20 protein-coding genes are annotated in these 21,863 nt (G+C 41.3%); 12 read left to right on the top strand and 8 right to left on the bottom strand.

What is annotated here, in order from left to right:
• The first annotated feature begins 9 nt into the window (after positions 1 to 9).
• Positions 10 to 789, top strand: coding sequence for a hypothetical protein (locus F1E73_RS03185; RefSeq protein ID WP_086476098.1), 780 nt, complete (start codon positions 10 to 12; stop codon positions 787 to 789).
• A gap of 137 nt (positions 790 to 926) precedes the next feature.
• Here the strand turns inward: F1E73_RS03185 and F1E73_RS03180 are convergent, their stop codons facing one another.
• Positions 927 to 1,559: a 7-carboxy-7-deazaguanine synthase QueE gene (locus tag F1E73_RS03180; protein ID WP_086476097.1), complete on the bottom strand. Its 633-nt coding sequence runs from the start codon at positions 1,557 to 1,559 to the stop codon at positions 927 to 929.
• A 184-nt stretch (positions 1,560 to 1,743) separates the two neighbouring features.
• Here F1E73_RS03180 and F1E73_RS03175 point away from each other — a divergent pair, with 184 nt between their 5' ends.
• From F1E73_RS03175 to F1E73_RS03165, 3 genes are all read left to right on the top strand, one after another.
• Positions 1,744 to 1,977 (top strand): thioredoxin family protein, encoded by a 234-nt coding sequence (locus tag F1E73_RS03175; protein ID WP_086476096.1) that lies wholly within the window; start codon positions 1,744 to 1,746, stop codon positions 1,975 to 1,977.
• 274 nt (positions 1,978 to 2,251) lie between these two features.
• Entirely contained in the window at positions 2,252 to 2,866 is a 615-nt protein-coding gene (locus F1E73_RS03170) for a MarR family winged helix-turn-helix transcriptional regulator (protein ID WP_086476095.1), read from the top strand.
• Positions 2,867 to 3,039: 173 nt separating this feature from the next.
• Entirely contained in the window at positions 3,040 to 5,412 is a 2,373-nt protein-coding gene (locus F1E73_RS03165; protein WP_150451071.1) for a prolyl oligopeptidase family serine peptidase, read from the top strand.
• 12 nt (positions 5,413 to 5,424) lie between these two features.
• Here the strand turns inward: F1E73_RS03165 and F1E73_RS03160 are convergent, their stop codons facing one another.
• Entirely contained in the window at positions 5,425 to 5,880 is a 456-nt protein-coding gene (locus F1E73_RS03160; protein ID WP_150451070.1) for a RidA family protein, read from the bottom strand.
• A 174-nt stretch (positions 5,881 to 6,054) separates the two neighbouring features.
• Between F1E73_RS03160 and F1E73_RS03155 the strand changes: the two genes are divergently transcribed.
• From F1E73_RS03155 to F1E73_RS03140, 4 genes are all read left to right on the top strand, one after another.
• Positions 6,055 to 7,569, top strand: coding sequence for a helicase HerA-like domain-containing protein (locus tag F1E73_RS03155; protein ID WP_150451069.1), 1,515 nt, complete (start codon positions 6,055 to 6,057; stop codon positions 7,567 to 7,569).
• A gap of 64 nt (positions 7,570 to 7,633) precedes the next feature.
• Entirely contained in the window at positions 7,634 to 8,182 is a 549-nt protein-coding gene (locus tag F1E73_RS03150; RefSeq protein ID WP_086476091.1) for a hypothetical protein, read from the top strand.
• Between the two features lie 8 nt (positions 8,183 to 8,190).
• Positions 8,191 to 9,030 carry an alpha/beta fold hydrolase gene (locus F1E73_RS03145; RefSeq protein ID WP_150451068.1) on the top strand — a complete coding sequence of 280 codons (840 nt, stop codon included), beginning with the start codon at positions 8,191 to 8,193 and terminating at the stop codon, positions 9,028 to 9,030.
• Positions 9,031 to 9,130: 100 nt separating this feature from the next.
• The gene (locus F1E73_RS03140; protein ID WP_150451067.1) at positions 9,131 to 9,556 is read left to right on the top strand and encodes a VOC family protein; all 426 of its coding nucleotides are present in this window, start codon (positions 9,131 to 9,133) and stop codon (positions 9,554 to 9,556) included.
• A gap of 255 nt (positions 9,557 to 9,811) precedes the next feature.
• On the opposite strand, the gene fabV is transcribed toward F1E73_RS03140, so the two are convergent.
• Positions 9,812 to 10,999: an enoyl-ACP reductase FabV gene (gene fabV / locus F1E73_RS03135; protein WP_086476088.1), complete on the bottom strand. Its 1,188-nt coding sequence runs from the start codon at positions 10,997 to 10,999 to the stop codon at positions 9,812 to 9,814.
• A 391-nt stretch (positions 11,000 to 11,390) separates the two neighbouring features.
• Between fabV and F1E73_RS17560 the strand changes: the two genes are divergently transcribed.
• Entirely contained in the window at positions 11,391 to 11,549 is a 159-nt protein-coding gene (locus F1E73_RS17560; RefSeq protein ID WP_176328447.1) for a hypothetical protein, read from the top strand.
• 71 nt (positions 11,550 to 11,620) lie between these two features.
• Here the strand turns inward: F1E73_RS17560 and F1E73_RS03130 are convergent, their stop codons facing one another.
• The 5 genes from F1E73_RS03130 to F1E73_RS03110 form a co-directional block, all read right to left on the bottom strand.
• A complete protein-coding gene (locus F1E73_RS03130) occupies positions 11,621 to 12,688 on the bottom strand; it encodes a sensor histidine kinase (protein WP_086476087.1) in 1,068 nt (355 codons plus the stop codon).
• A 174-nt stretch (positions 12,689 to 12,862) separates the two neighbouring features.
• The gene (locus F1E73_RS03125; protein WP_086476086.1) at positions 12,863 to 13,747 is read right to left on the bottom strand and encodes a bifunctional 5,10-methylenetetrahydrofolate dehydrogenase/5,10-methenyltetrahydrofolate cyclohydrolase; all 885 of its coding nucleotides are present in this window, start codon (positions 13,745 to 13,747) and stop codon (positions 12,863 to 12,865) included.
• A 92-nt stretch (positions 13,748 to 13,839) separates the two neighbouring features.
• The gene (locus tag F1E73_RS03120; RefSeq protein ID WP_317132942.1) at positions 13,840 to 14,175 is read right to left on the bottom strand and encodes a four helix bundle protein; all 336 of its coding nucleotides are present in this window, start codon (positions 14,173 to 14,175) and stop codon (positions 13,840 to 13,842) included.
• 51 nt (positions 14,176 to 14,226) lie between these two features.
• Positions 14,227 to 15,564 carry a signal recognition particle protein gene (ffh, locus tag F1E73_RS03115; protein ID WP_086476085.1) on the bottom strand — a complete coding sequence of 446 codons (1,338 nt, stop codon included), beginning with the start codon at positions 15,562 to 15,564 and terminating at the stop codon, positions 14,227 to 14,229.
• A 140-nt stretch (positions 15,565 to 15,704) separates the two neighbouring features.
• Entirely contained in the window at positions 15,705 to 17,465 is a 1,761-nt protein-coding gene (locus F1E73_RS03110; protein WP_150451066.1) for a hypothetical protein, read from the bottom strand.
• Between the two features lie 119 nt (positions 17,466 to 17,584).
• Between F1E73_RS03110 and F1E73_RS03105 the strand changes: the two genes are divergently transcribed.
• The 3 genes from F1E73_RS03105 to F1E73_RS03095 all read left to right on the top strand — a co-directional run bounded on the left by F1E73_RS03105 (position 17,585) and on the right by F1E73_RS03095 (position 21,815).
• Complete coding sequence (locus tag F1E73_RS03105) at positions 17,585 to 18,082, top strand: RNA polymerase sigma factor (protein ID WP_086476165.1); 498 nt, start codon at positions 17,585 to 17,587, stop codon at positions 18,080 to 18,082.
• 273 nt (positions 18,083 to 18,355) lie between these two features.
• The gene (locus tag F1E73_RS03100) at positions 18,356 to 19,270 is read left to right on the top strand and encodes a FecR family protein (RefSeq protein WP_150451065.1); all 915 of its coding nucleotides are present in this window, start codon (positions 18,356 to 18,358) and stop codon (positions 19,268 to 19,270) included.
• Positions 19,254 to 21,815: a carboxypeptidase-like regulatory domain-containing protein gene (locus tag F1E73_RS03095; protein ID WP_223883341.1), complete on the top strand. Its 2,562-nt coding sequence runs from the start codon at positions 19,254 to 19,256 to the stop codon at positions 21,813 to 21,815. The genes F1E73_RS03100 and F1E73_RS03095 overlap by 17 nt, the downstream gene beginning before the upstream one ends.
• The last annotated feature ends 48 nt before the right edge of the window (positions 21,816 to 21,863 follow it).

The raw sequence follows: 21,863 nt of genomic DNA, 5'->3' as shown, positions 1-21,863 counted from the left end.
AATCTACTTATGAAAAAGTTTTCCGTATTGTTGGCTATCCTTTTTTTGAGCCTCCTAAGCTGCACCAAAGAAAGTGAAACACCTACTGAAAAGACCCTGGACAGGACCGCCAATTTAAAGGGTCCTGGCGATTCTGCCAACGAATTTCTTTCCGACTCCAAATTTAAAAACTTAAAGATTGAGATTGGCTACGTTACAGGATTTAAGCCTACCGATAGTGCCATTTCCGAATTCACTTCCATGCTATCTGAACGTATTCACAAGGACAACATAGCTATCACCTATCAAGAATTGCCCTCACCGGGAAAGGACAGTCTAAGTGTACAGGAAATTTTTGAATTGGAACAAGAACACAGATCGGTGTACAACAATGGGGATACCCTAGGGCTTTACATCTATTTTTCTGATGCCCCCTCCGATAATGACAAGGCCGAGGACGACCTGGTAACCTTAGGAGCAGTCTATAAAAACACTTCCATGGTAATATACGAGGCCACCATTAGAAAGCTGGCGTCTAGAAGCATGTTAATCTCATCGGCCCAAGTAGAGGCGGCTACCCTGTCCCATGAGGCGGGCCATTTATTTGGATTGGTAAATTTAGGGACCCCCATGGTAAATGAACATCATGACCCAGAAGCGGAACATCATTGCATTGAAGACAACTGCCTTATGCGAGCCGAGTTGCAATTTGGGGGTGGTATTGCCAAAATGCTAGCTTCCAAAGGCGGTAGAACCCCCGGATTTGGCGTGGAATGCATTTTGGATCTCAGGGCCAATGGAGGGAAATAGGTGAGATAGTATTGAGTACAAAGTACTGAGTAGTGAGACTCAACTACCTACTTTGTACTTGGTACGCTTAACAAAAAAACAGGTGAAATTATCTAATTCCACCTGTTAATCCACTATTTTGAAATTCCCTAACGCTCCTAAGGAATATTCAAGTATTTATGAGTTTGTAGGGAAACTTTCCATTTTGGGTTTTTCATCACATAGTCTACAATCATAGGAATTACCTTATCCCGCACACTCCACTCTGGCTGCAGGTATAGAATACAGTCTTTGTTGGTTTTTGCCGCCTCTTGTTCGGCAAAAATTAAATCGTGCTTATTGTAAACAATTACTTTTAACTCGTGTGCCTTGTCGTAAATAACCCCTTCTGGTAATTTGTTCTTTTTAGGAGAGAGACAAATCCAATCCCAGGTACCCGTTAAAGGATACGCCCCGGATGTTTCTATATGCGTTTTTAAGTTTTTAGCCTTCAAAGCCTGAGTAATAGGCCCCATATCCCAGGTTAAGGGCTCTCCTCCTGTTATAACTATGGTGTCCGAATATTTGGCCGCATTATCCACAATTTGCGAAATTTTAGTGGGCGGATGTGTTTCCGCATTCCAACTCTCCTTTACATCGCACCAATGGCAACCTACATCACAACCTCCAACACGAATAAAATAGGCCGCGGTCCCCTTATGGAACCCCTCCCCCTGTATTGTGTAAAACTCCTCCATCAACGGGAGCATAAGCCCCTGATCTACCAATGTTAAAACTTCTTCTTGTACCATACGGCAAAGATAGACAATAGACTATCGCAGCCCTACATTTTTAGTAAATTATATGATTTCCCTACCCACTTCCAATTTCATTAAATTCTCCTACGTTCGAAAAAAATCCAAACTTTAACATATTTAGTTAGGATTCCTTACTATATTTATTGGGCAATATTGCATCAACCTTAATTAAAGTACCATGAAAAAATCAGTTTTTTATCACGCAGGATGCCCGGTATGTGTTAGTGCAGAACACGACATTATAGCACTGGTAGGGTCGGACAATGTGGAAGTAGTACATTTTGGAGAAAGCAAATCCCGTATTGCGGAGGCAGAAAAAGCAGGGGTTAAATCGGTCCCAGCCTTAGTAACCCCCAATGGAAATGTACTTCATATTAACTACGGAGCCTCCATGGCAGACGTTAAGGGCTAGGCTTAGCTTTTTAATCCCATAAAGTTAGGGCCCGTAGTATTGGCGTCCTAACTTTTAAGGTTTTGGCACCACTATATGGATAAATGAAAACACTGTTAAAGGCAACTTGCATAAAACCTTATGGATTGTAACCTATAGTTACCAACCTCATTCCCCGCCCCTATAACTATGTTGGACTAAAAGTATCCTTAGTAAAATCCTTTATCCCATGGTAGTCATAACCTAGCACCATCGGGTTATTTATTTTACCTTTCAGGCAAAATCCAGTTTTTTTATGGACAATAAGAGCGTTTTTAATATAGATCATCAGAATTCCGATATTTCCAGCAAAATAGTGGCAGGATTATCCCGTATATCCGAAGCATTTAAAGTACTCCTTTGGGAAAAAGCCAAACTTCTAGGCCTAAGCCCCATTCAAATACAGCTCCTAATTTTTATCGCCTATCACAAATCGGAAATTACCAATGTTAGTTATCTGGCCAAAGAATTTAACCTTACCAAACCCACCATCAGCGATGCTATAAAAGCACTGTATCAAAAGGGATTGGTCACCAAAGAACATTCAACAGCGGATAGTCGCAGCTACAGCATCCGTTTATCTGAAAATGGGAAGAAAATGGTTACTGAAACCGAAAACTTTGCCAATCCCTTAAAAGGCGGACTTAAAGGAATGGATGACGCCAAAATGGAGCAGCTTTTTACAACCCTCTGCAATTTAATCCATCAATTAAACCAAAGTGGTATCCTTAGGGTTCAACGCAGTTGTTATTCCTGTAAATATCACGATAACAAGCACGGAAAGGATTATTGTAACCTCTTAAATACCCAACTATTAAACACGGACATTAGGTTAGATTGTCCTGAATTTGAGGAAATCACACCGCTATAAATCCCATATCTCCATAAAACCGCACTCCCTAACCCAACTCTACCCCCTTTCCAATATTCTCCCAACACCTTGTGTTATTACGCAAGAATTAGGATATTTACCTCTTTAAGATTTTCCATAGATTTTTGGAACATTAATTTGCGCTTTTATAAGTCGCGACAAACACTATATGTATGAAGAATATTTGGTTATTGAGTGGTATGCTCTTATTATCCTTCTCCGCTAGTTTTGCCCAGCTAGAGAATGTATCACCTCTTTCCATTAAGGAGATTATGCAGGGCGACACCTTTGTAGGTCACCTCCCTTCTAGTCCGCAATGGTCTCTAGATGGCCAAACACTATATTTTAAATGGAACAGGGAGCAGGCTCCCAGCGATTCCTTGTACGTTTATCATTTAAAGTCAGGAAAAACTCAAAAAGCAGATTTTGAAACAGAATACCACTTACCAAGTGCTTATGGCACCTACAACAGTGATAAGTCTAAAAAGCTTTACACCAAAAGGGGAGATATTTTTCTACTCGATGTAAAGAGTAAGGCTATCACCCAAATTACCCATACACAAGCCTATGAGGGTAGTCCCCATTTTACGGAGAACGGCACCAAGGTAGCTTATGTAAAAGACAAGAATCTCTATAGTTGGGATATTAGCGCAGGAACCACTACACAGCTAACCAATTTTAAGTCTATAAAGGCAGATAAAGAGCGAAATGCTAAGGACGAATGGCTCTACCAAGATCAATTGGCACTATTTGACGTGCTACGCACCCGTAAGGAGAAAAAGGACAAGGCCGAGTTGCTAAATAAGCGATTGGAAGCCAAAGCTCCCCTAGTAATAGACCCTAAGGGAAAATCTATTTCCAATCTACGTATTAGTCCAGACGGCAGGTTTATCACCTATTTAACGGCAAAATCCCCTTCGGACCGTAAAGGCACTTTGATGCCGCACTACGTTACGGAATCCGGGTATACCGAAAATCAAAATACACGCTCCAAGGTGGGGGATACCCCTACCCAGTATGAGCTATTTGTTTACGATTTGGCCAACAGAAAGGTTTATCCCGTAGCAATGGACAATTTGGAAGGGTTAGATTATGTTCCGGAATACACCAAGGATTATCCGGACAAGCCCTATGAGAACAAGAATAGAATTGGATATATTTCTGGCCCCTTTTGGAACAAGGAGGGCACGCATGCGGTCTTGGATATTAACACCAACGATTATAAGGATAGGTGGATTGCCTTATTGGATGCAGAAAATGGCAGTATAACCCAATTAGACCGTCAACACGATGAAGCGTGGGTTGCAGGTCCCGGTATAGGCGGATATCGCGGAGGCTCATTGGGATGGATGCCCGATGATAAAAGCATTTGGTTCCAGTCCGAAAAGACCGGCTATTCCCATCTATATGTAATGGATGTAACTACCAAAAAGACCAAGGCACTCACCTCCGGAAAATTTGAGATTTACGACCCACAACTCTCCAAGGACGGAAAGCGCTGGTATTTTACTGCCAACAAAATCCACCCCGGGGACAGGCAGTTTTACAGCATGCCACTTAAAGGCGGCGCGCTGAAACAGTTAACCCATATGACTGGTAAGAACGAGGTTACCTTGTCCCCGGATGAGCGTACCATGGCCATTCTACATTCGTATGCTAATAAACCCACAGAACTATACCTACAAGACAACCCAATTTTCGGAAAATCGAAAACCACTGCAAAGCAGATTACCAATTCCCTTACGCCCGAATTTAAGGAGTACCCTTGGCGCGACCCGGAAGTAATTACTTTTACGGCCGAAGATGGCGCGTCTGTACACGCCCGTCTCTACAAGCCAAAAGCAGAGGTGAACAACAAGGCTGCAGTAATTTTTGTCCACGGAGCTGGCTATCTACAAAACGCCCATAAATGGTGGAGCAGCTATTATAGGGAGTATATGTTCCATAATCTTCTGGTAGACAATGGGTATACGGTATTGGATATAGATTATAGGGGCAGCGCAGGTTACGGGAGGGATTGGCGTACGGGAATTTACCGTCATATGGGGGGCAAAGACCTATCGGACCATGTGGACGGCGCAAAGTTTTTAGTAGATGAATTGGGAGTAGACTCCAATAAAATTGGGATATACGGTGGCTCTTATGGTGGCTTTATCACTTTGATGGGGATGTTTACCGCACCCGAAACCTTTAAGGCTGGCGCTGCAATTAGATCTGTTGGGGATTGGGCGGCCTACAACCACGGATATACGGCACGGATCCTGAACACCCCAGCTACGGACAGTTTGGCCTTCCGAAGAAGTTCGCCTATTTATTTTGCTGATGGATTACAGGGCGATTTATTGATCCTCCATGGCATGGTAGATGACAATGTCCATTTTCAGGATATGGTTAGACTCTCCCAACGCCTGATAGAATTGGAGAAACACAATTGGGAAATGGCGGTGTACCCAGTAGAGCGCCACGGTTTTGTAGAACCCAGCAGCTGGACGGATGAATACACCCGTATTTACAAGCTGTTTCAAAAAAGCTTGCTAAACAAATAGAAATAGGCGGACTTAGTTCGTTTTAACGGCCAGCACCTCGATTTCTACTTTCGCATCCATGGCAAGTCCGCTGGCTGCGAAGGTAGTGCGGGCCGGTTTTTGAGGAAAATAACGGGCATACACCTGGTTAAACGTGGAGAAATTGGCCATATCATGGAGGATTACCGTGCATTTAACCACATCGCTAAGATCCATACCATGTTGTTGCAATACTTCTTGGATATTATGTATGGTTTTTTCTGTTTCAGCTTCTATCCCCCCACTCACCACGGTTCTTGTCCGAATATCGATCCCGATCTGTCCTGATAGGAAAAAGAGGTTTCCAACTTGTACGGCATCGCTAAAAGGGGCCGCTTTCTTGCGTTCTACATGGCTCTCGTGAAATATCGGCCTAACCAGTTCCTGCGCCCTTAGCTCCGTGGTGAAAGCTAGTAATCCTACAAAAAAAATAATGCTATAATATTTCATATCTAGATATTTATTGTTTTCTGAAGATCAAATATAATTCACCTATCTTCATTCGTGCTTGCGACCAGTTTTCGGTCATGCTCATTTCGTAATTCAGAAGTTGGAGAACAAACACAAATATGATCTGCTTTTCTGTTGATTAAAATTAGCCTATTTTTATCAAAAATTAGCCATATGGATTCCAAGGAACAGTTCTTTGCACATATAGAAGAGGGATATACTACCAAGGGTGATTTTATTACCATGGGAGCCGCCATGTATAAAGGGGAAACGGTCACCAACGCCTTTGTAAAAATCCCATTAAAAACCCTTAATAGACACGGACTCATCGCTGGGGCTACAGGAACAGGAAAGACCAAGACGCTACAGGTATTGGCAGAAAACCTATCCGAAAAAGGCATTCCCGTGCTGTGCATGGACTTAAAGGGAGATCTTAGTGGCTTGGCACAACCAAGCCCCGGACACGCCAAAATAGATGAACGGCATGCCAAAATTGGACTGCCCTTTACTGCCTCCGGATTTCCCGTGGAAATTTTATCCCTCTCCCAACAAGGTGGTGTAAAATTACGGGCCACAGTATCCGAGTTTGGCCCTGTACTCTTGTCCAGAATTCTAGATCTTTCTGTTACCCAAGAGGGCATTGTAGCCGTAATTTTTAAATATTGTGATGACAACCATTATCCGCTATTAGACCTGAAGGACTTTAAAAAAGTTTTGCAGTATGCCACCAATGAAGGCAAAAAAGAGTTTGCAGATAGCTACGGACGCATCTCTACCAGTTCTACAGGCGCAATTCTAAGAAAGGTTATAGAATTGGAACAGCAGGGAGCGGACCTCTTTTTTGGGGAGAAATCTTTTGATGTAAATGATCTTACGCGAATTGATGATCAGGGACGTGGTTATATCAATATTATCCGATTGACCGATATTCAGGATCGCCCCAAATTATTTTCTACCTTTATGCTGAGCCTATTGGCAGAAATCTATGATACTTTCCCCGAGCAAGGCGATAGTGGGAAACCAGAGTTGGTACTCTTTATAGATGAAGCACACTTACTCTTTAAGGAGGCCTCCAAAGCATTATTAAACCAAATAGAAAGTATTGTAAAGCTTATTAGATCCAAAGGAATCGGGTTGTATTTTGTAACCCAAAATCCAACCGATGTCCCCGATGAAGTGCTGGCTCAATTGGGGTTAAAAATACAGCATGCATTAAGGGCTTTTACAGCAAAGGATAGAAAAGCCATAAAACTCACGGCAGAAAACTACCCTTTATCCCCCTATTACGACACCAAGGAGGTGCTTACCTCACTAGGCATAGGGGAGGCGCTCATCTCTGCCTTGGACGAAAAGGGAAGACCCACTCCCCTCGCCGCCACCATGCTGCGAGCTCCCATGAGCAGAATGGATGTATTAACCGAGCGCGAACTTCAGGCACTGATAGACAATTCCAATTTAGTAAACAAATACAATGAGACCATAGACCGTGAAAGTGCCTATGAACTATTGAACGCAAAAATAGATCGTGCGGAAAAACTGGCTGAAAAAGAAGATACACCATTGCCTAAAAGTCCCACAAGAACCAGAAGCCGAAGGGCCAGCACCAGACAAAACCCCATAATAAAAGTGCTTACTAGCGCTACCTTCATCAGGGGGGTACTGGGAGTATTGAAAAAAGCAATGCGATAACCCCATCCCTATCGGCCTGTTACATAAAAACGTAAAACCATTAACATAACCCTTATAATTAAACATGACAAGACTCCCCATTTATGCAGTAGTAATTTTATCGTTGTTTTTTATCCAATGCAATACCAACAACGACTTTTTAATCACCAAGAATCAGGCAGGAAAACTAGAGAAAACTTCCACTATAGACCAATTGGAAACAATCTTCGCCTCCGATTCTATCGTTCGGGATACCACCTTTACCAACATTGGGCCTAGGGTGAACAAAATAGACATTTTTGAAAAGGGCGGGACCCATCTTATGACTCTTACCCCAACCAACGATAGCATCCCCAAGATAGGAATCATCCGCGTATATGACCCTAGATTTGTAACCGATAAAGGGGTTGGCTTAAATAGCACCTTTAAGGACATTGAAGATAAGCACGAAATCCAAAAAATTGTTACCGCCTTAAATAACGTGGTGATATTTCTTAAGGATTCGGACGCCTACTTTACCATCGCTAAAACAGAACTTCCCAGCAGCCTACAATACGCTTCTAGTACCAATATTGAAGCGGTGCAGATACCCGATAATGCCAAAATAAAATATTTCATGGTAGGGTGGGATTAATTTACCGAATGAACAAAATTTTATATCATACCTTAGCTTTGTCCTACGGGACCTATTTTAATACACTTGCTATATTGTCGCCCCGCCATGCCGCCAAGAAAGCGTATCAGCTATTTAGTACACCCAGGAAAGGCAGGGTTTTGCCCCACCAAGCGCCATTTTTAAATAAGGCGAAGGGAAAAACTATTTGTGTAAACGGCTTGGACCTCCAAACGTACCATTGGCCGGGAAGTCTTCCTACCGTACTATTGATGCACGGTTGGGAAAGCAATGTATATAGATGGCGCCACCTGATTGCCATATTGCAAGAGAAAAATTTCAACATTATTGCCTTTGACGCTCCCGGACACGGATACTCCAAGGGCAATATGTTGAACTTGGCCACCTATTCGGACAGTGCCCGGCAAATTGTTCAGCACTACCAACCCCAATATATTATTGGACATTCCATGGGGGGCCTAGCCACGCTTCACCATCAATACCAGCACCCCGAAACATCCACTAAAAAAATTGTTTCCTTAGGGGCTCCTGCCGAGCTCTCAGAATTGATGGACCACTATCAACGTCTACTGCGGCTGAACAAAACAGTATTGAGAGGAATAGATCAGCATCTATTTCAGCACCACCGCTTTAGGATCAAGGATATATCAACGCCAACCTTTGCGAAGTCTATTGCCGTTCCAGGTTTAATTATCCATGATAAGGAAGATACCATTACTCCCTTTAGTGCCTCGGAACGCTTGCACCAAAATTGGAAAAGCAGTCAACTAATTGCTACCACCGGCCTAGGGCATTCCCTTCACAAAGAGGATGTAAACAAGCAAATTGCCGCTTTTTTAATCGCTTAGAAGCATATGTTATTTTTGCTATCTTGCAAATCACCAATTAGCAGCCATTGTATAGTTGTCGCTAGGTGAATCGAGATGTTTAAGAATAACAAAATATACCATGCCTGAGATCACCCCTTTTCATATTGCCATTCCTGTCCATAATTTAGATGAATGCCGTACTTTCTACAGGGAGGTACTCCAATGCGAAGAGGGTAGGAGTAGTGACCACTGGGTAGACTTTAATTTATTTGGTCACCAATTGGTAATCCACTACAAGCCCAAAGAAAACAAAAAGCAACCCCATACAAATGCAGTTGACGGCAAGGAGGTTCCCGTTCCCCACTATGGGGTAGTACTCCCTTGGGAGGTTTTTGAGTCGTTTTCCAAGCGGTTAAAAGACAAAGGGGTCCACTTTGTAATAGAGCCCTATATTCGTTTTAAGGGAGAAGTAGGCGAGCAAGCTACTATGTTCTTTTTAGATCCCGCAGGAAACGCTTTAGAATTTAAGTCGTTTAGGGATATGGATCAGCTATTTGCCAAATAACCATTTGTACCATTAGCTAAAATCCCCTAGTGTACATCGTCCTAAGATACCCTTAGGGCATTATTCTAGATTCTCAAGATACGTATTCATTATATCTGGGAGGATTCAAAGGTGGCAACAAAGTACAGGTATTATCTGATCTATAAACATCCATTTGATCCATAAAAAAAGTCCGATAGAACAATAGAACCTCAGCAATCAATTGCTAATCCTCCGCTGCCCTATCGGACTCCAATGTAAAATATTATCAGCGTATTACTGTAAACCTGCGATTTCTACCATTTCATTTACATCCTTATCATAATCAACTCCTGGCACCATAAATCCAAAAAGGTTGAAAAAATCTTTTTCATAACCTTTAAGATCTCCAATGGCAGGCAAGGTCTCCGTGGTGGCTTTTTCCCATAGCTTAGCTACTTCTTCCTGCACGTCCTCACGCATTTCCCAATCGTCTACCCTAATCCTTCCCTGCTCGTCCGTAGGGGTGTTAGCGGCATACAAACGATCTTGAAACAACCGTTGAATCTGCTCTATGCATCCTTCATGAATTCCTTTTTCTTTCATTACCTTGTAAAGCAAGGAGATATATAGGGGAATCACTGGAATTGCAGAACTCGCCTGAGTTACCAATGCCTTATTTACGGAAACATAGGCTTCTCCATTAAGTGCTTTTAATTGATCTTTAATTTCAAAGGCGGTGGCCTCCAAATGGTCTTTAGCCCTACCAATAGTACCTTTTCTATAAACAGGTTCTGTTAGCGAAGGTCCCACATAGGAATAGGCTACAGTTTTACATCCCTGAGCCAACAGGCCTTCTTCCTGAAGGGCATCCATCCACATTTTCCAATCTTCACCCCCCATTACGGCAATGGTATTATCTACATCATCGCCAGCGGCAGGTGCAATGCTAATTTCGGAAACCACTCCCGTATGGAAATCCACTGTTTTGTTCTCAAAACTGGCACCAATAGGCTTAAGTACGGACTTATACCGAACGCCCGTTTCGGGATGTGTTCTAACCGGAGAGGCCAAACTATAGACCACAAGGTCTATCTGCCCTAGGTCTTCCTTAATTAAATCTAACGTCTGCCGTTTAATCTCCTTGGAAAAGGCGTCCCCATTAATACTTTTCGCATAAAGTCCGGCTTTATGGGCTTCCTGCTCAAAATAAGCACTATTGTACCAGCCTGGAGAGGCGGGCCTGCCTGGAGAAGGCGGTTTTTCAAAAAACACCCCAATAGTAGCTGCTTCAGAACCAAAGGCACTGGTTATTCTGGAAGCTAGGCCAAAGCCAGTTGAGGCTCCAATAACCAACACTTTTTTTGCTCCGTTAATAGCTCCTTTAGATTTGATATAATTTATCTGGTCTATTACATTTTGTTCACAACCCGAAGGATGCGAGGTGAGGCATATAAACCCTCTTGTTTTAGGTTCTATAATCATGTTCTGAATCTTTTATCAATGCTATACGATCTACATATAGCGAAATGGTTCCTAGTGTTTAAAATTTACCAATTATCGAAGATAGTTAAAAGAAATAAAAGACCGCATGGAGGAAGGTAAAATTGAGTACAAAAACCGCCAAAATGCTCCGTAATGACGGATCTCCTGTAATTATTTACGCCCTTTCCACCTAACAGCTGTTTTATTACAGCTTGCTATAAATGATTAGTAGAGCTAATGACCAAGTAGCTATAGAAGTTGGTAAGCAATCAATCTCAACACACATATACAAACGAAGACCCACTAATAGCCAAAGGATTGGCATAACAAATAGACTAAAGTTCCGTTATAGGAGAAATAGATTAAATACCCTCGGTTTAATTCATTTACCATGAAAAAAATTGCCCTCGTATTAACCGTATTTTTCTGTTGTATTGCCATTGGCAGCTGTACCAATGACGAAAATGATGATAAAATTGATATCCTGACTCCAAATGACAGCAGCAAGGCCGTACTACCAACCTTAATTTCGGAGTTTTATCAGCTATAAATTAAACCAGGAGACAGTTCTACCAGAGTAATTATTTTTTATAAATCCAATTGGTTATCAATAAAACCTGGTTAGGCAAAGGTAATGGTAAACGTAGCCCCTTCATTTACCCTACTATCTACACGAATACTACCTCCTAGGTCGGTTAGCTGTTGATATACTAGATATAGTCCCACTCCTTTACTATCACTATTTCCATGAAACCTTTGGTTTAGGCCAAATATTTTATCCCCTACGGCTTCCATATCAAAGCCCAAACCATTGTCTTTAAACACCAGTTTTTTCTGGTCATCATCAATAAAGGTGATCACTTGGATATGAGGCGGAACCTCTGGCCTTGCATATTTTATGGAGTTGGTTAAAAGGTTTAGGAATACACTCTCTAGATAATTTTTGTTAAAACTAATGGTAGGCAATTCAGAAAAATCCACCTCTATTTTCGCCTGGGAATTTCCTAAGAGAGAGCTTATGGATTGTTGAACTTGATTAAAAGTAGCCTCTATATTAACTTCTTCTAATGCTACTGACAACGTCTCGTTGGCACTTAACAAATCCACATACTTATTCATGGATTGATGAAGGCCTTCGGTGGCCATCCTCATAAAGCTCAAGATCTCCAAAACTTCAGGATTGGATATTTCAGAAAGGTCCAATAAACTAAAGATGGACAATAGATTATTTATGGGAGCTCGTAGGTCATGGGAAGTGGCGTAGTTAAGTTGTTTTAGATCCTTGTTTATTTTTTCGAGTTGCACAATGTGACCATTCCGCTCTTCCTCCAATTTCTTTTTATGGGTAATATTTTTGGCTATTGCATAAATTAATTTTTGCTCGGGTAAGGGAATAGAGGTCCAATGCAACCAGACCACTTCCCCGGAGGCAGTTACAAATCGGTTTTCATAATTAATCAAGGGAACCTCTTTCTTTAAATTCTCACGGTATTTTGCCGTTAGTACCTGGTCTTCTTCATAGATAAATTCACGGATCAAACTAGAGAACAACACCTCATCTGGGTAGCCTAAAAGCTTTTTGAAAGACGGATTTATTCTTTTAAAGTATCCGTCATAGCCAGCAATAACGAGCATGTCTAGCGACAGCTCAAAGAAAGGCTCTAGACTGAGCTCTGTGGCGTTATCCATAAATATTTTTTTTGAAGACGGAAATATACAATTTAATTTTTCTTTACAACACCCAGATAGTTTCCTCCTACCTAGATATCCTAAAAAATCAAGAATAGTAAGACCTCAAAATTATTTATTTATGTCATAGAATAAAAAAGCCCGCAAATACAGTTATTTGCGGGCTTCAAACTTTTACTTTCTGCTTCTATGTCTTTCCCTAGCTAGAAGCGTATTCTTTAATAACATGGCAATGGTCATGGGCCCCACTCCACCTGGGACCGGAGTGATAAAAGAAGCCTTTTTACTGACATTCTCAAAATCTACATCCCCAGTTATATAGTAACCTTTTTTCTTGGTATCGTCTGGTACCCTAGTTATACCCACGTCTATGACTACTGCATCGTCTTTCACCATTTCCGCTTTCAGGAAATTGGGTACACCCAAGGCCGAAATTATGATATCTGCCTGCGAGGTAATCTGGGTGATATTTTTAGTATGGCTATGGGTTAGGGTTACCGTAGAGTTCCCTGGCCACCCTTTTCTACCCATCAAAATACTCATGGGCCTACCTACAATATGACTTCTTCCAATCACTACAGTATGCTTACCCTGGGTATCTACCTTGTACCTTTCCAACAATTCCAAAATACCGAAGGGAGTTGCTGGGATAAAAGTACTCATATCCAAGGCCATTTTCCCGAAGTTTGTTGGGTGGAAACCGTCTACATCCTTATCTGGATCTATGGCCAATAACACCCGTTGGGTATCTATTTGGTCTGGTAATGGCAACTGCACAATAAATCCGTCTATATTCTCGTCTTTGTTGAGTTCTTCAATCTTATTTAACAACTCACTTTCGGAGGTGGTACTGGGTAGTTGCACTAGGGTAGATTCAAATCCTACGCGTTCGCAAGATTTCACTTTACTACCTACATAGGTTAGGCTAGCACCATCGCTACCTACAATTACTGCGGCCAGATGAGGCACTTTTTCTCCCCGTTCCCGCATTTTCGCCACCTCTTCGGCGATTTCCTCCTTAATTTGATTCGATACTTTTTTACCGTCTAAGATTGTCATTAATTTAAAGTTTAAAGATTAAGGTTCAAGGTTGGCACTAGGTAAACTTTGAGCCTTTATATTCTGATTTGGAAAGATAATTCATAAAGGAGCTAATTTTTTTTACTTTCCAAAAGCACCTTTTCCATTAGTTCGTCGAAAGTTTTTTTATCTATATATTTTCGATCCAGTGTGCGATAAAGCTGAGAACGAAGTTCGCCACAGGACGCTTTAGCTATACTTAAGAATTGCATAAACTCGCAGTTACCATTTCGTTCAAAACCCTCGGAGATAGTATCCATAATGGACCCAGAACTTCTATCCATCTGGTTCCTTAAAACATAATTTTTCCCTAAGGCAATGGTTTCAAATATTTGGTTTACTTCATTACAGATCTCCCTAGCCAATTGCCATATTTCCAAATCCTCAAATCTTTCAATCTTGGCCATTTTGGAGTTTTCTTTGAACATTAAACTTTGAACCTTGAACCTAAGACAAGCCTACCTCATCCCCTTCATGGAATTCATCATCTGCATCATCTTTTTACCGCCACCACCTTGCATCATCTTCATCATCTTGCTCATCTGGTTAAATTGTTTTAACAGCTGATTTATTTCTTGGATACTAGTACCACTTCCTTTCGCGATTCTCTTTTTACGACTGGCATTCAGCTTGGAGGGCGTGGCTCTTTCATCTGGGGTCATAGAATGGATAATAGCCTCGATATGTTTAAAGGCATCATCATCTATATCCAATCCCTTTAAAGCCTTGCCTGCTCCTGGGATCATCCCCATCAAATCCTTAAGACTCCCCATCTTTTTAATCTGCTGAATCTGACTTAGGAAGTCGTCCAGTCCAAATTTATTCTTGGCAATTTTCTTCTGGATCTTTCTGGCCTCTTCTTCATCAAACTGCTCTTGGGCACGTTCTACCAAAGACACCACATCTCCCATCCCTAGGATCCTTTCGGCCATACGAGAAGGGTAGAATATATCTATGGCATCCATTTTCTCTCCGGTACCGATAAACTTAATAGGCTTATCAACCACGGATTTAATGGATATGGCGGCACCCCCACGGGTATCCCCATCCAATTTGGTTAATATTACCCCATCAAAATTAAGGATATCATTAAAGGCCTTTGCAGTATTTACAGCATCCTGACCAGTCATGGAATCTACAACAAACAAGGTCTCTTGGGGCTCAATTGCCTTATGGATGGCCGCAATCTCATTCATCATTTCCTCATCTACGGCCAATCTACCCGCGGTATCTATAATCACCACGTTATTCCCATTCGCTTTAGCGTGGGCAATTGCTGCCTTGGAAATAGCAACAGGGTCTGTATTTCCACGATCGGAAAAGACCTCTACTCCTATCTGCTCCCCTACCACATGTAGCTGATCTATAGCTGCAGGCCTATATACGTCACAGGCAACCAATAAGGGGTTTTTGGTTTTCTTAGTCTTAAGAAAGTTTGCAAGCTTTCCTGAAAAAGTTGTTTTACCAGACCCCTGTAAACCCGACATTAAGATCACAGATGGTGTTCCAGAAAGATTGATTCCCTCTGCATCACCCCCCATAAGTTCGGTGAGTTCGTCTTTAACCAGCTTTACCATTAATTGGCTGGGCTGCAAGGAGGTCAATACGTTTTGGCCCAAGGCCTTTTCCTTGACCGTATTGGTAAACTCCTTGGCAATTTTAAAATTGACATCGGCATCCAATAGGGCTCTCCTAACCTCTTTTAAGGTTTCCGCAACATTAATTTCCGTAATTTGTCCATGTCCTTTTAGAACATGTAACGCCTTATCTAACTTATCACTTAAATTATCGAACATAGTCTTACCGTATTAACAGGAAAGCGCAAATTTAAGAATAAGTAAGGGAAGTGTGAAGCTTGAGATTAAAAATATAAACCTAAAAAGGGCAATCCCAGCTTGGGATTGCCCTTTTATAAAAAAATCTGGGGCAAATTTGGTTATTTTCTCTCAAAAACTAGGAGGTCTACACTGCCATCCGAACTGACATCCAGTAATTCAATTCTATTTTCAGTGACTCCTACTATTCTCCAATGGTCCGTAAGGTCTTCCAAAGACGCTTCCAATCCAAAATTTAGATAAAACTTTAGCTTGCCCTCGCTATTTCTAATAACGCGCCACAATCCGAAGTGCAAAGGAACATCATTAGTTGATACTGTTACCAAGGCATTTAGAGCAAAATTAAAATCCAGATTGGCATAATCTTCGGTCTCATCTTCTCCATCGTCCATATACTTAGCAACTACCCACTTGCCTTGTCTTAGGATATTTCTGATTTCAACCACATCGCCATCGCCATTATTATCATCACACACCCTTTCAAGAATAAGCTCGTAATCATCGTCCTCACCTATAGAGAACCCTAGATATTTATCCCTAAGATCAGATAACAACCATTCAAAACTAACTCCAGGCTCTTCGCCCATAGTAATAGCCATTACCAAACGACCTTGTGCATTGGTGGTAATTCCCCATGTTCCTTCGGAAGTATCAGTTCCATTGCTCAGGGTAACTACTCCTTCTGCCTTAAAGCTGAATTCGTACCCCAACAGCCTGTCTAACTCTTCATCATCTACTTCAATCTTCCTAATTACCCAGCTACATTCCTTCAGAATTTCCCTTAGGGTATCTGGAGTATTGTCTACAATACCACAGGCCTTTCTCAGGATAATCTTATTATCATCATCGGCAAATAATTTAATTTTTCCGTCACCAATATCATATACAAACCACTCCAAGGAGATGTCTACCAATACATCAAATTCCAGTTGTAATTTTACACGTTCATTAACCACTACGGACTTCCAGCTTCCCACAAGTTGAGTTCCAGACCTATCCCTTACTACTACCGTACCATCTTCCTTAAAGTTCATAAGGTTATCAAAATATTGCGGAGTATTGTTTTGATCTTTGGTTTCCACTTCTTTCATCAGCCATGGGCAAGCCACCAAATACTCATTTAAACGCTCCAAGGTAAAATCGCGCTCCTTTTCATCATCGTCATCATCGTCTTCACATTCATCCTTAGCATTTTCTATCACCTCGGCCATTTCTGCATTGCTATTTACCCTAACCTCGGTATCATTGTATAACTTTAAGGTAATTGGAAACTGGAAACTCACCAATTGATCATCTTTCAAATCTTTAAAATAACGTCTTAACTGCATATCATTGGCCACGCTTACACTACCAGTTTGCTGTAAGTTAACATCAAAGGAGTACACAGTAATTGGATATACAAATTCCACACAGTCTATATCATCGTCATCCCCACCTTTTCTACAACTTTCTGCCAGCTCCTTCATTTGCCCCATATTGGCAATAGTGATCTCACTGTAGTCTGAAAAGGTAATGGTAACCGGGAATACAATATTTAAAATACTTCTATCGAACGCTACTCCTCCCAATAGATCTTTCACGAATTTTAGATCTTCCTTGGAGTTTATTTTTACCTCCAGGCCATTCACATTTACCACATACGGAAAATTAATAGCAAAACAACTAGAGTCGTCTATAATATCATCATAGGAACCATCCCTAGCAGAGGCCCTCTTAACTAATTTCGCTGTGCTGGAACTGGCATTAATAGCCTCCTGATTGTTCCCCTCTGGCAATTCCTCTATTTCCTCCTGGCAGGCACCAAGACCAATCAGCAGCAAGAGCATACTGATATATCCAAAATACGACAATAACTTTTTCATAATGATTTGGTTTTCTGTTTGTATACCCTTATAACACCCTACTTTAAATATACCCTACTTCGTTTATTAATTATTTTTAAAATATATTTGAACAAAACAAGAGTTTGAAGGCAGATAATATAAACAATGTTTGCGAGGAAGAGGTGTACGCATCCATTTTTAGCACCCACTCCAAAACTATTTTCAATTATATATACTATAAGTTTGGGAATGAGGAGAAGGCTTATGATGCGGTACAGGAAGCTTTTATAAAACTATGGGAGAACTGTGCCAAGGTTTCCCCGCAGAAAGCTAAGTCTTTTGTCTATACCGTAGCCAACAACCTGTACCTAAATGTAATAAAAGCAGAAAAGGTACGCCTAAAGTATAAGGAGAAGGGCCCCAGCACGGAATATGAGTCCCCAGAGTTTATTTTGGAACAACAAGAGTTTAAGGAAAAATTAGACAATGCGCTACAAGCTCTCCCAGAGAATCAGCGCACCACCTTTTTACTTAATCGGATAGATGGAAAAAAATATGCAGAAATCGCGGAAATGGAAGGAGTAAGCGTTAAAGCCATCGAAAAAAGAATGCATCTAGCTCTGAAAACGCTTCGGGAGCAGATTGATGGAATATGATTTTATAGTAGTAAGTGATCAGTAGGCAATAGGCAATAGGCAATAGGCAGTAGGCAGTAGGCAGTAGGCAAAATAAAACTTCCCTGCATAAACAAGACTAACACCAGTTTTATTGCTGCCTGAAAACTGAATACCACCTACTAGTTATTAGTTACTAAAAATGGCATCAAAGCGTTTTAATAAAAATCAAATCTCAACACAATATAAATATCTCAACATTAATGGTAGGGTTTCCACTCTTTAAGTTGTTATACTGATATAAAGCAGATTACCATGGAAGAAAATTATTTGGCAAAGTGGCTCAACAACGAGCTTTCCGAGGAGGAGGTCACCAAGTTTAAGGCCACCAAGGAATATGCGACCTATAAAAAAATAGTGGACGCCACCGCTTCAATGGAAGCGCCGGAATTTGATATAGCCAAAGCTAAGCACGACCTGGATCATAGGAAGAACAGTGACCAAGGCGGTAAGGTGGTTACTTTGGGTTCTTTCAAAAAATACCTGCGAATTGCAGCGGTAATAGCATTGGTGGTTGGTATCTCTTATTTTTACAACACCGCTTCCATGGATCAGGTTGTAAGTACCCAGTATGCAGAACGGGCCGCTGTTACCCTCCCGGATAATTCCGAGGTGCTATTAAACGCCGGCTCCAAGATTTCTTACCAAAAAAAGAAATGGGAGAAAAACAGAAATATCGTTTTAGAAGGGGAAGCCTTCTTTAAGGTAGCTAAAGGGGAAACCTTTCACGTTACTACCAATATGGGGGTAGTAAGAGTGCTTGGGACCCAGTTTAATGTAGAAAACAGAGAAGATTTCTTTGAGGTGAGCTGTTATGAAGGATTGGTAAGCGTACGTTATAAAGAAAAAGACATTGAACTTCCCGCAGGCCAAGCCCTTATGGTCATCAACGGACAATTAACAACCTATACCATAGCAGAGGCGCAACAACCTTCTTGGTTACTTCAGGAAAGTTCCTTTAAAAGCGTTCCTTTAAAATTTGTTCTGCAAGAATTGGAGCGACAATTTGACGTAGAGGTAGAAACCAAGAATATCGACTTAAATCAATTATTTACAGGGTCATTCAGCAATACAGACAAAAATCTAGCGTTGCATAGTATAAGTGCTCCTTCTGGCATGAAATATGTACTGGAAGGCAATAAAGTGCTGTTCTATGATGAGACGCCCTAAATACGTTGCAGTTTTAATCTATTTTTCGCTTCTCTTTGTTCCATTTATGGGAAGCACCCAGGAAAAATCCCCCCAAATTCTACCCCTTACACCCTATATAGAGCAACTGGAAAGGGAGCATAACGTAAAATTCTCTTTTATAGATGACGATATCCGCTCTATTAGGGTTACCCTACCCGCCTCCCAGTTATTGGATGAAATACTTAAGGATCTAGAGGTCCAAACAGGCCTGAGAATCTCAAAGCTCAACAACCGCTACTATACGATTGTGAAAGATCCGCTGGTGGATATATGCGGATTGGTGGTAGATAATTTTGAGAACAGCACCCTAAGCAGTGCCACGATTGAGGTATTGGGCACCCCCAAACACATTATTACGGATACCAATGGTCAGTTTCAGCTCTCTGGCATCCCTAGAAAAGCATATATCGCTATTAAGCATCTAGGATACAAGACCAAATACATTGTTGCGGAAGAATTGGCAGGGCCTGCGCCTTGCAGCCTAATCCCCTTAGCAACCCGCTATGAGGAATTGAACGAGGTAGTGGTATATCAGTTTCTAACAACGGGAATTAGCAAGGAAGAGGATGCCAGCATTGTTTTAAATACGGGCAAAATTGGAATTTTACCAGGCCTTATAGAACCCGATGTACTGCAAACCATACAGGCACTACCGGGAATAAAAAGTGTAGACGAAACAGTATCGGACATCAATGTACGAGGCGGCACCAACGATCAAAACCTAATTCTTTACGACGGCATTAAAATGTATCAATCCGGGCATTTCTTCGGGTTAATCTCTGCCTTCAATCCCTATTTGACAGAGAAAGTAACTTTGATAAAAAATGGGACCAGTGCGGAATATGGCGATGGCGTAAGTAGTGTGATAAGCATAGAGACCAAAAATAAGGTGAAACAGCACTTTGTAGGAGGTGCCGGCTTTAATTTATTGAGTGGCGACGTATTTGGACACGTTCCGGTGAGTGAAAAGGTCTCGCTTCAATTCTCCGGAAGGCGATCTACCACGGATTTTTTAAAAACTCCTACCTATGACCGGTTTTTTGAAAAAGCATTTCAAGACAGTGAGGTGGGAGCTGGTAATTCTACCGAAGACAATAAGGGCCTTATCCAAAAAGAGGACTTTTACTTCTATGATGTTACTGGAAAAATTTTATATGACATTAACGACAAACACAAGGCAAGAGTCAGTTTTATTCACATTGACAATCACCTCAACTACAATGAAACCACAGAGAACGACCATAAACAGAGTCTTCTAGAACAGCAAAACTTTTCTATTGGAGGGAGCTTACAAAGTAGCTGGACTCCGCGATTCTCAAGCCACTTAAACGCATACTATACCCGGTACGATCTGGATACGCAAAATTCGGTTTCAGAATCACAGCAGCTATTCCAAAAAAACCAAGTATTGGAGAATTCCATAAAATTGAATACCAACTACCAGCTGGGAAACACCCTAAATTGGCTTAACGGATACCAATTGAATGAAACTGGGATTACCAACCGGACCGTAGTAACGCAGCCTGCCTATAGAAGCAATATAAAGAGTGTAATACTCACTCACTCCTTCTTTTCCGAATTGGCCTACCGCTCCCCCAATAACAAATGGTTTGCCCGCGGAGGTGCCCGATTAAACTACATTAACAATCTAAAAACTTTCGACACTTTTGACGCCCTTTTAGTAGAGCCTAGGATTAACCTCAACTACGCCATCACCAGGGATCTAAAAGTTGAGGCATTGGCAGAAATTAAGAGTCAGACCTCTAACCAGATCATAGATCTAGAGCAAAACTTTTTAGGCATAGAAAAAAGAAGGTGGATTTTATCGGACAATCAAAAGCTACCCATTACCAAGAGCAAACAAGCCTCCTTAGGATTCAACTATGATAAGAACAACCTTTATGTAGGATTTGAGGGTTTCTATAAAAAGGTAGAGGGTATAAGTACTGCTACCCAAGGATTTCAAAACAAGGATCAATTTAATGGTGAAATTGGAAGCTATGACGTTTCTGGTCTGGAGTTCCTTATCAACAAAAAAACCAATACCTATAGCACTTGGTTAAGTTACACCTATAACTACAACAACTATTATTTTAAGGACCTTGTACCGCATACATTCCCCAATAATTTAGACATACGGCATACCATTACCTTTGCCGGCACCTACACCATTAATGATTTTAAGATTGGACTAGGAGCCAACTACCGCACCGGAAAACCTTACACCCAACCACAGGAGGGAAACAATGCCATAGACACCAGCACCTTTCCCAATAGAATAAATTACCAGGAACCCAATAGTAGCAGGTTGCCAGCATACCTAAGGGCAGACGCATCCTTTCTTTATAATTTTAATTTGGGAAGTAGTATAAAGGCCACCGTTGGTGCTTCCGTATTGAATATATTGAACAAAAAGAACATTCTTAACACCTACTATCGTTTAAACGATGAAAACGAAATAGAAACTATCAATAGGGTGTCATTAGGGGTTACCCCTAATGTAAGTTTTAGGATGAATTTTTAGGCTGTAACCACACTGGGCAGTTGCCAGTCCTTCTAATTAAAAAAGTAT

This window comes from Arenibacter lacus, from assembly GCF_008711145.1.
Classification (GTDB): Bacteria; Bacteroidota; Bacteroidia; order Flavobacteriales; family Flavobacteriaceae; genus Arenibacter; species Arenibacter amylolyticus.
This window is presented reverse-complemented; position numbering and strand designations above follow the sequence as displayed.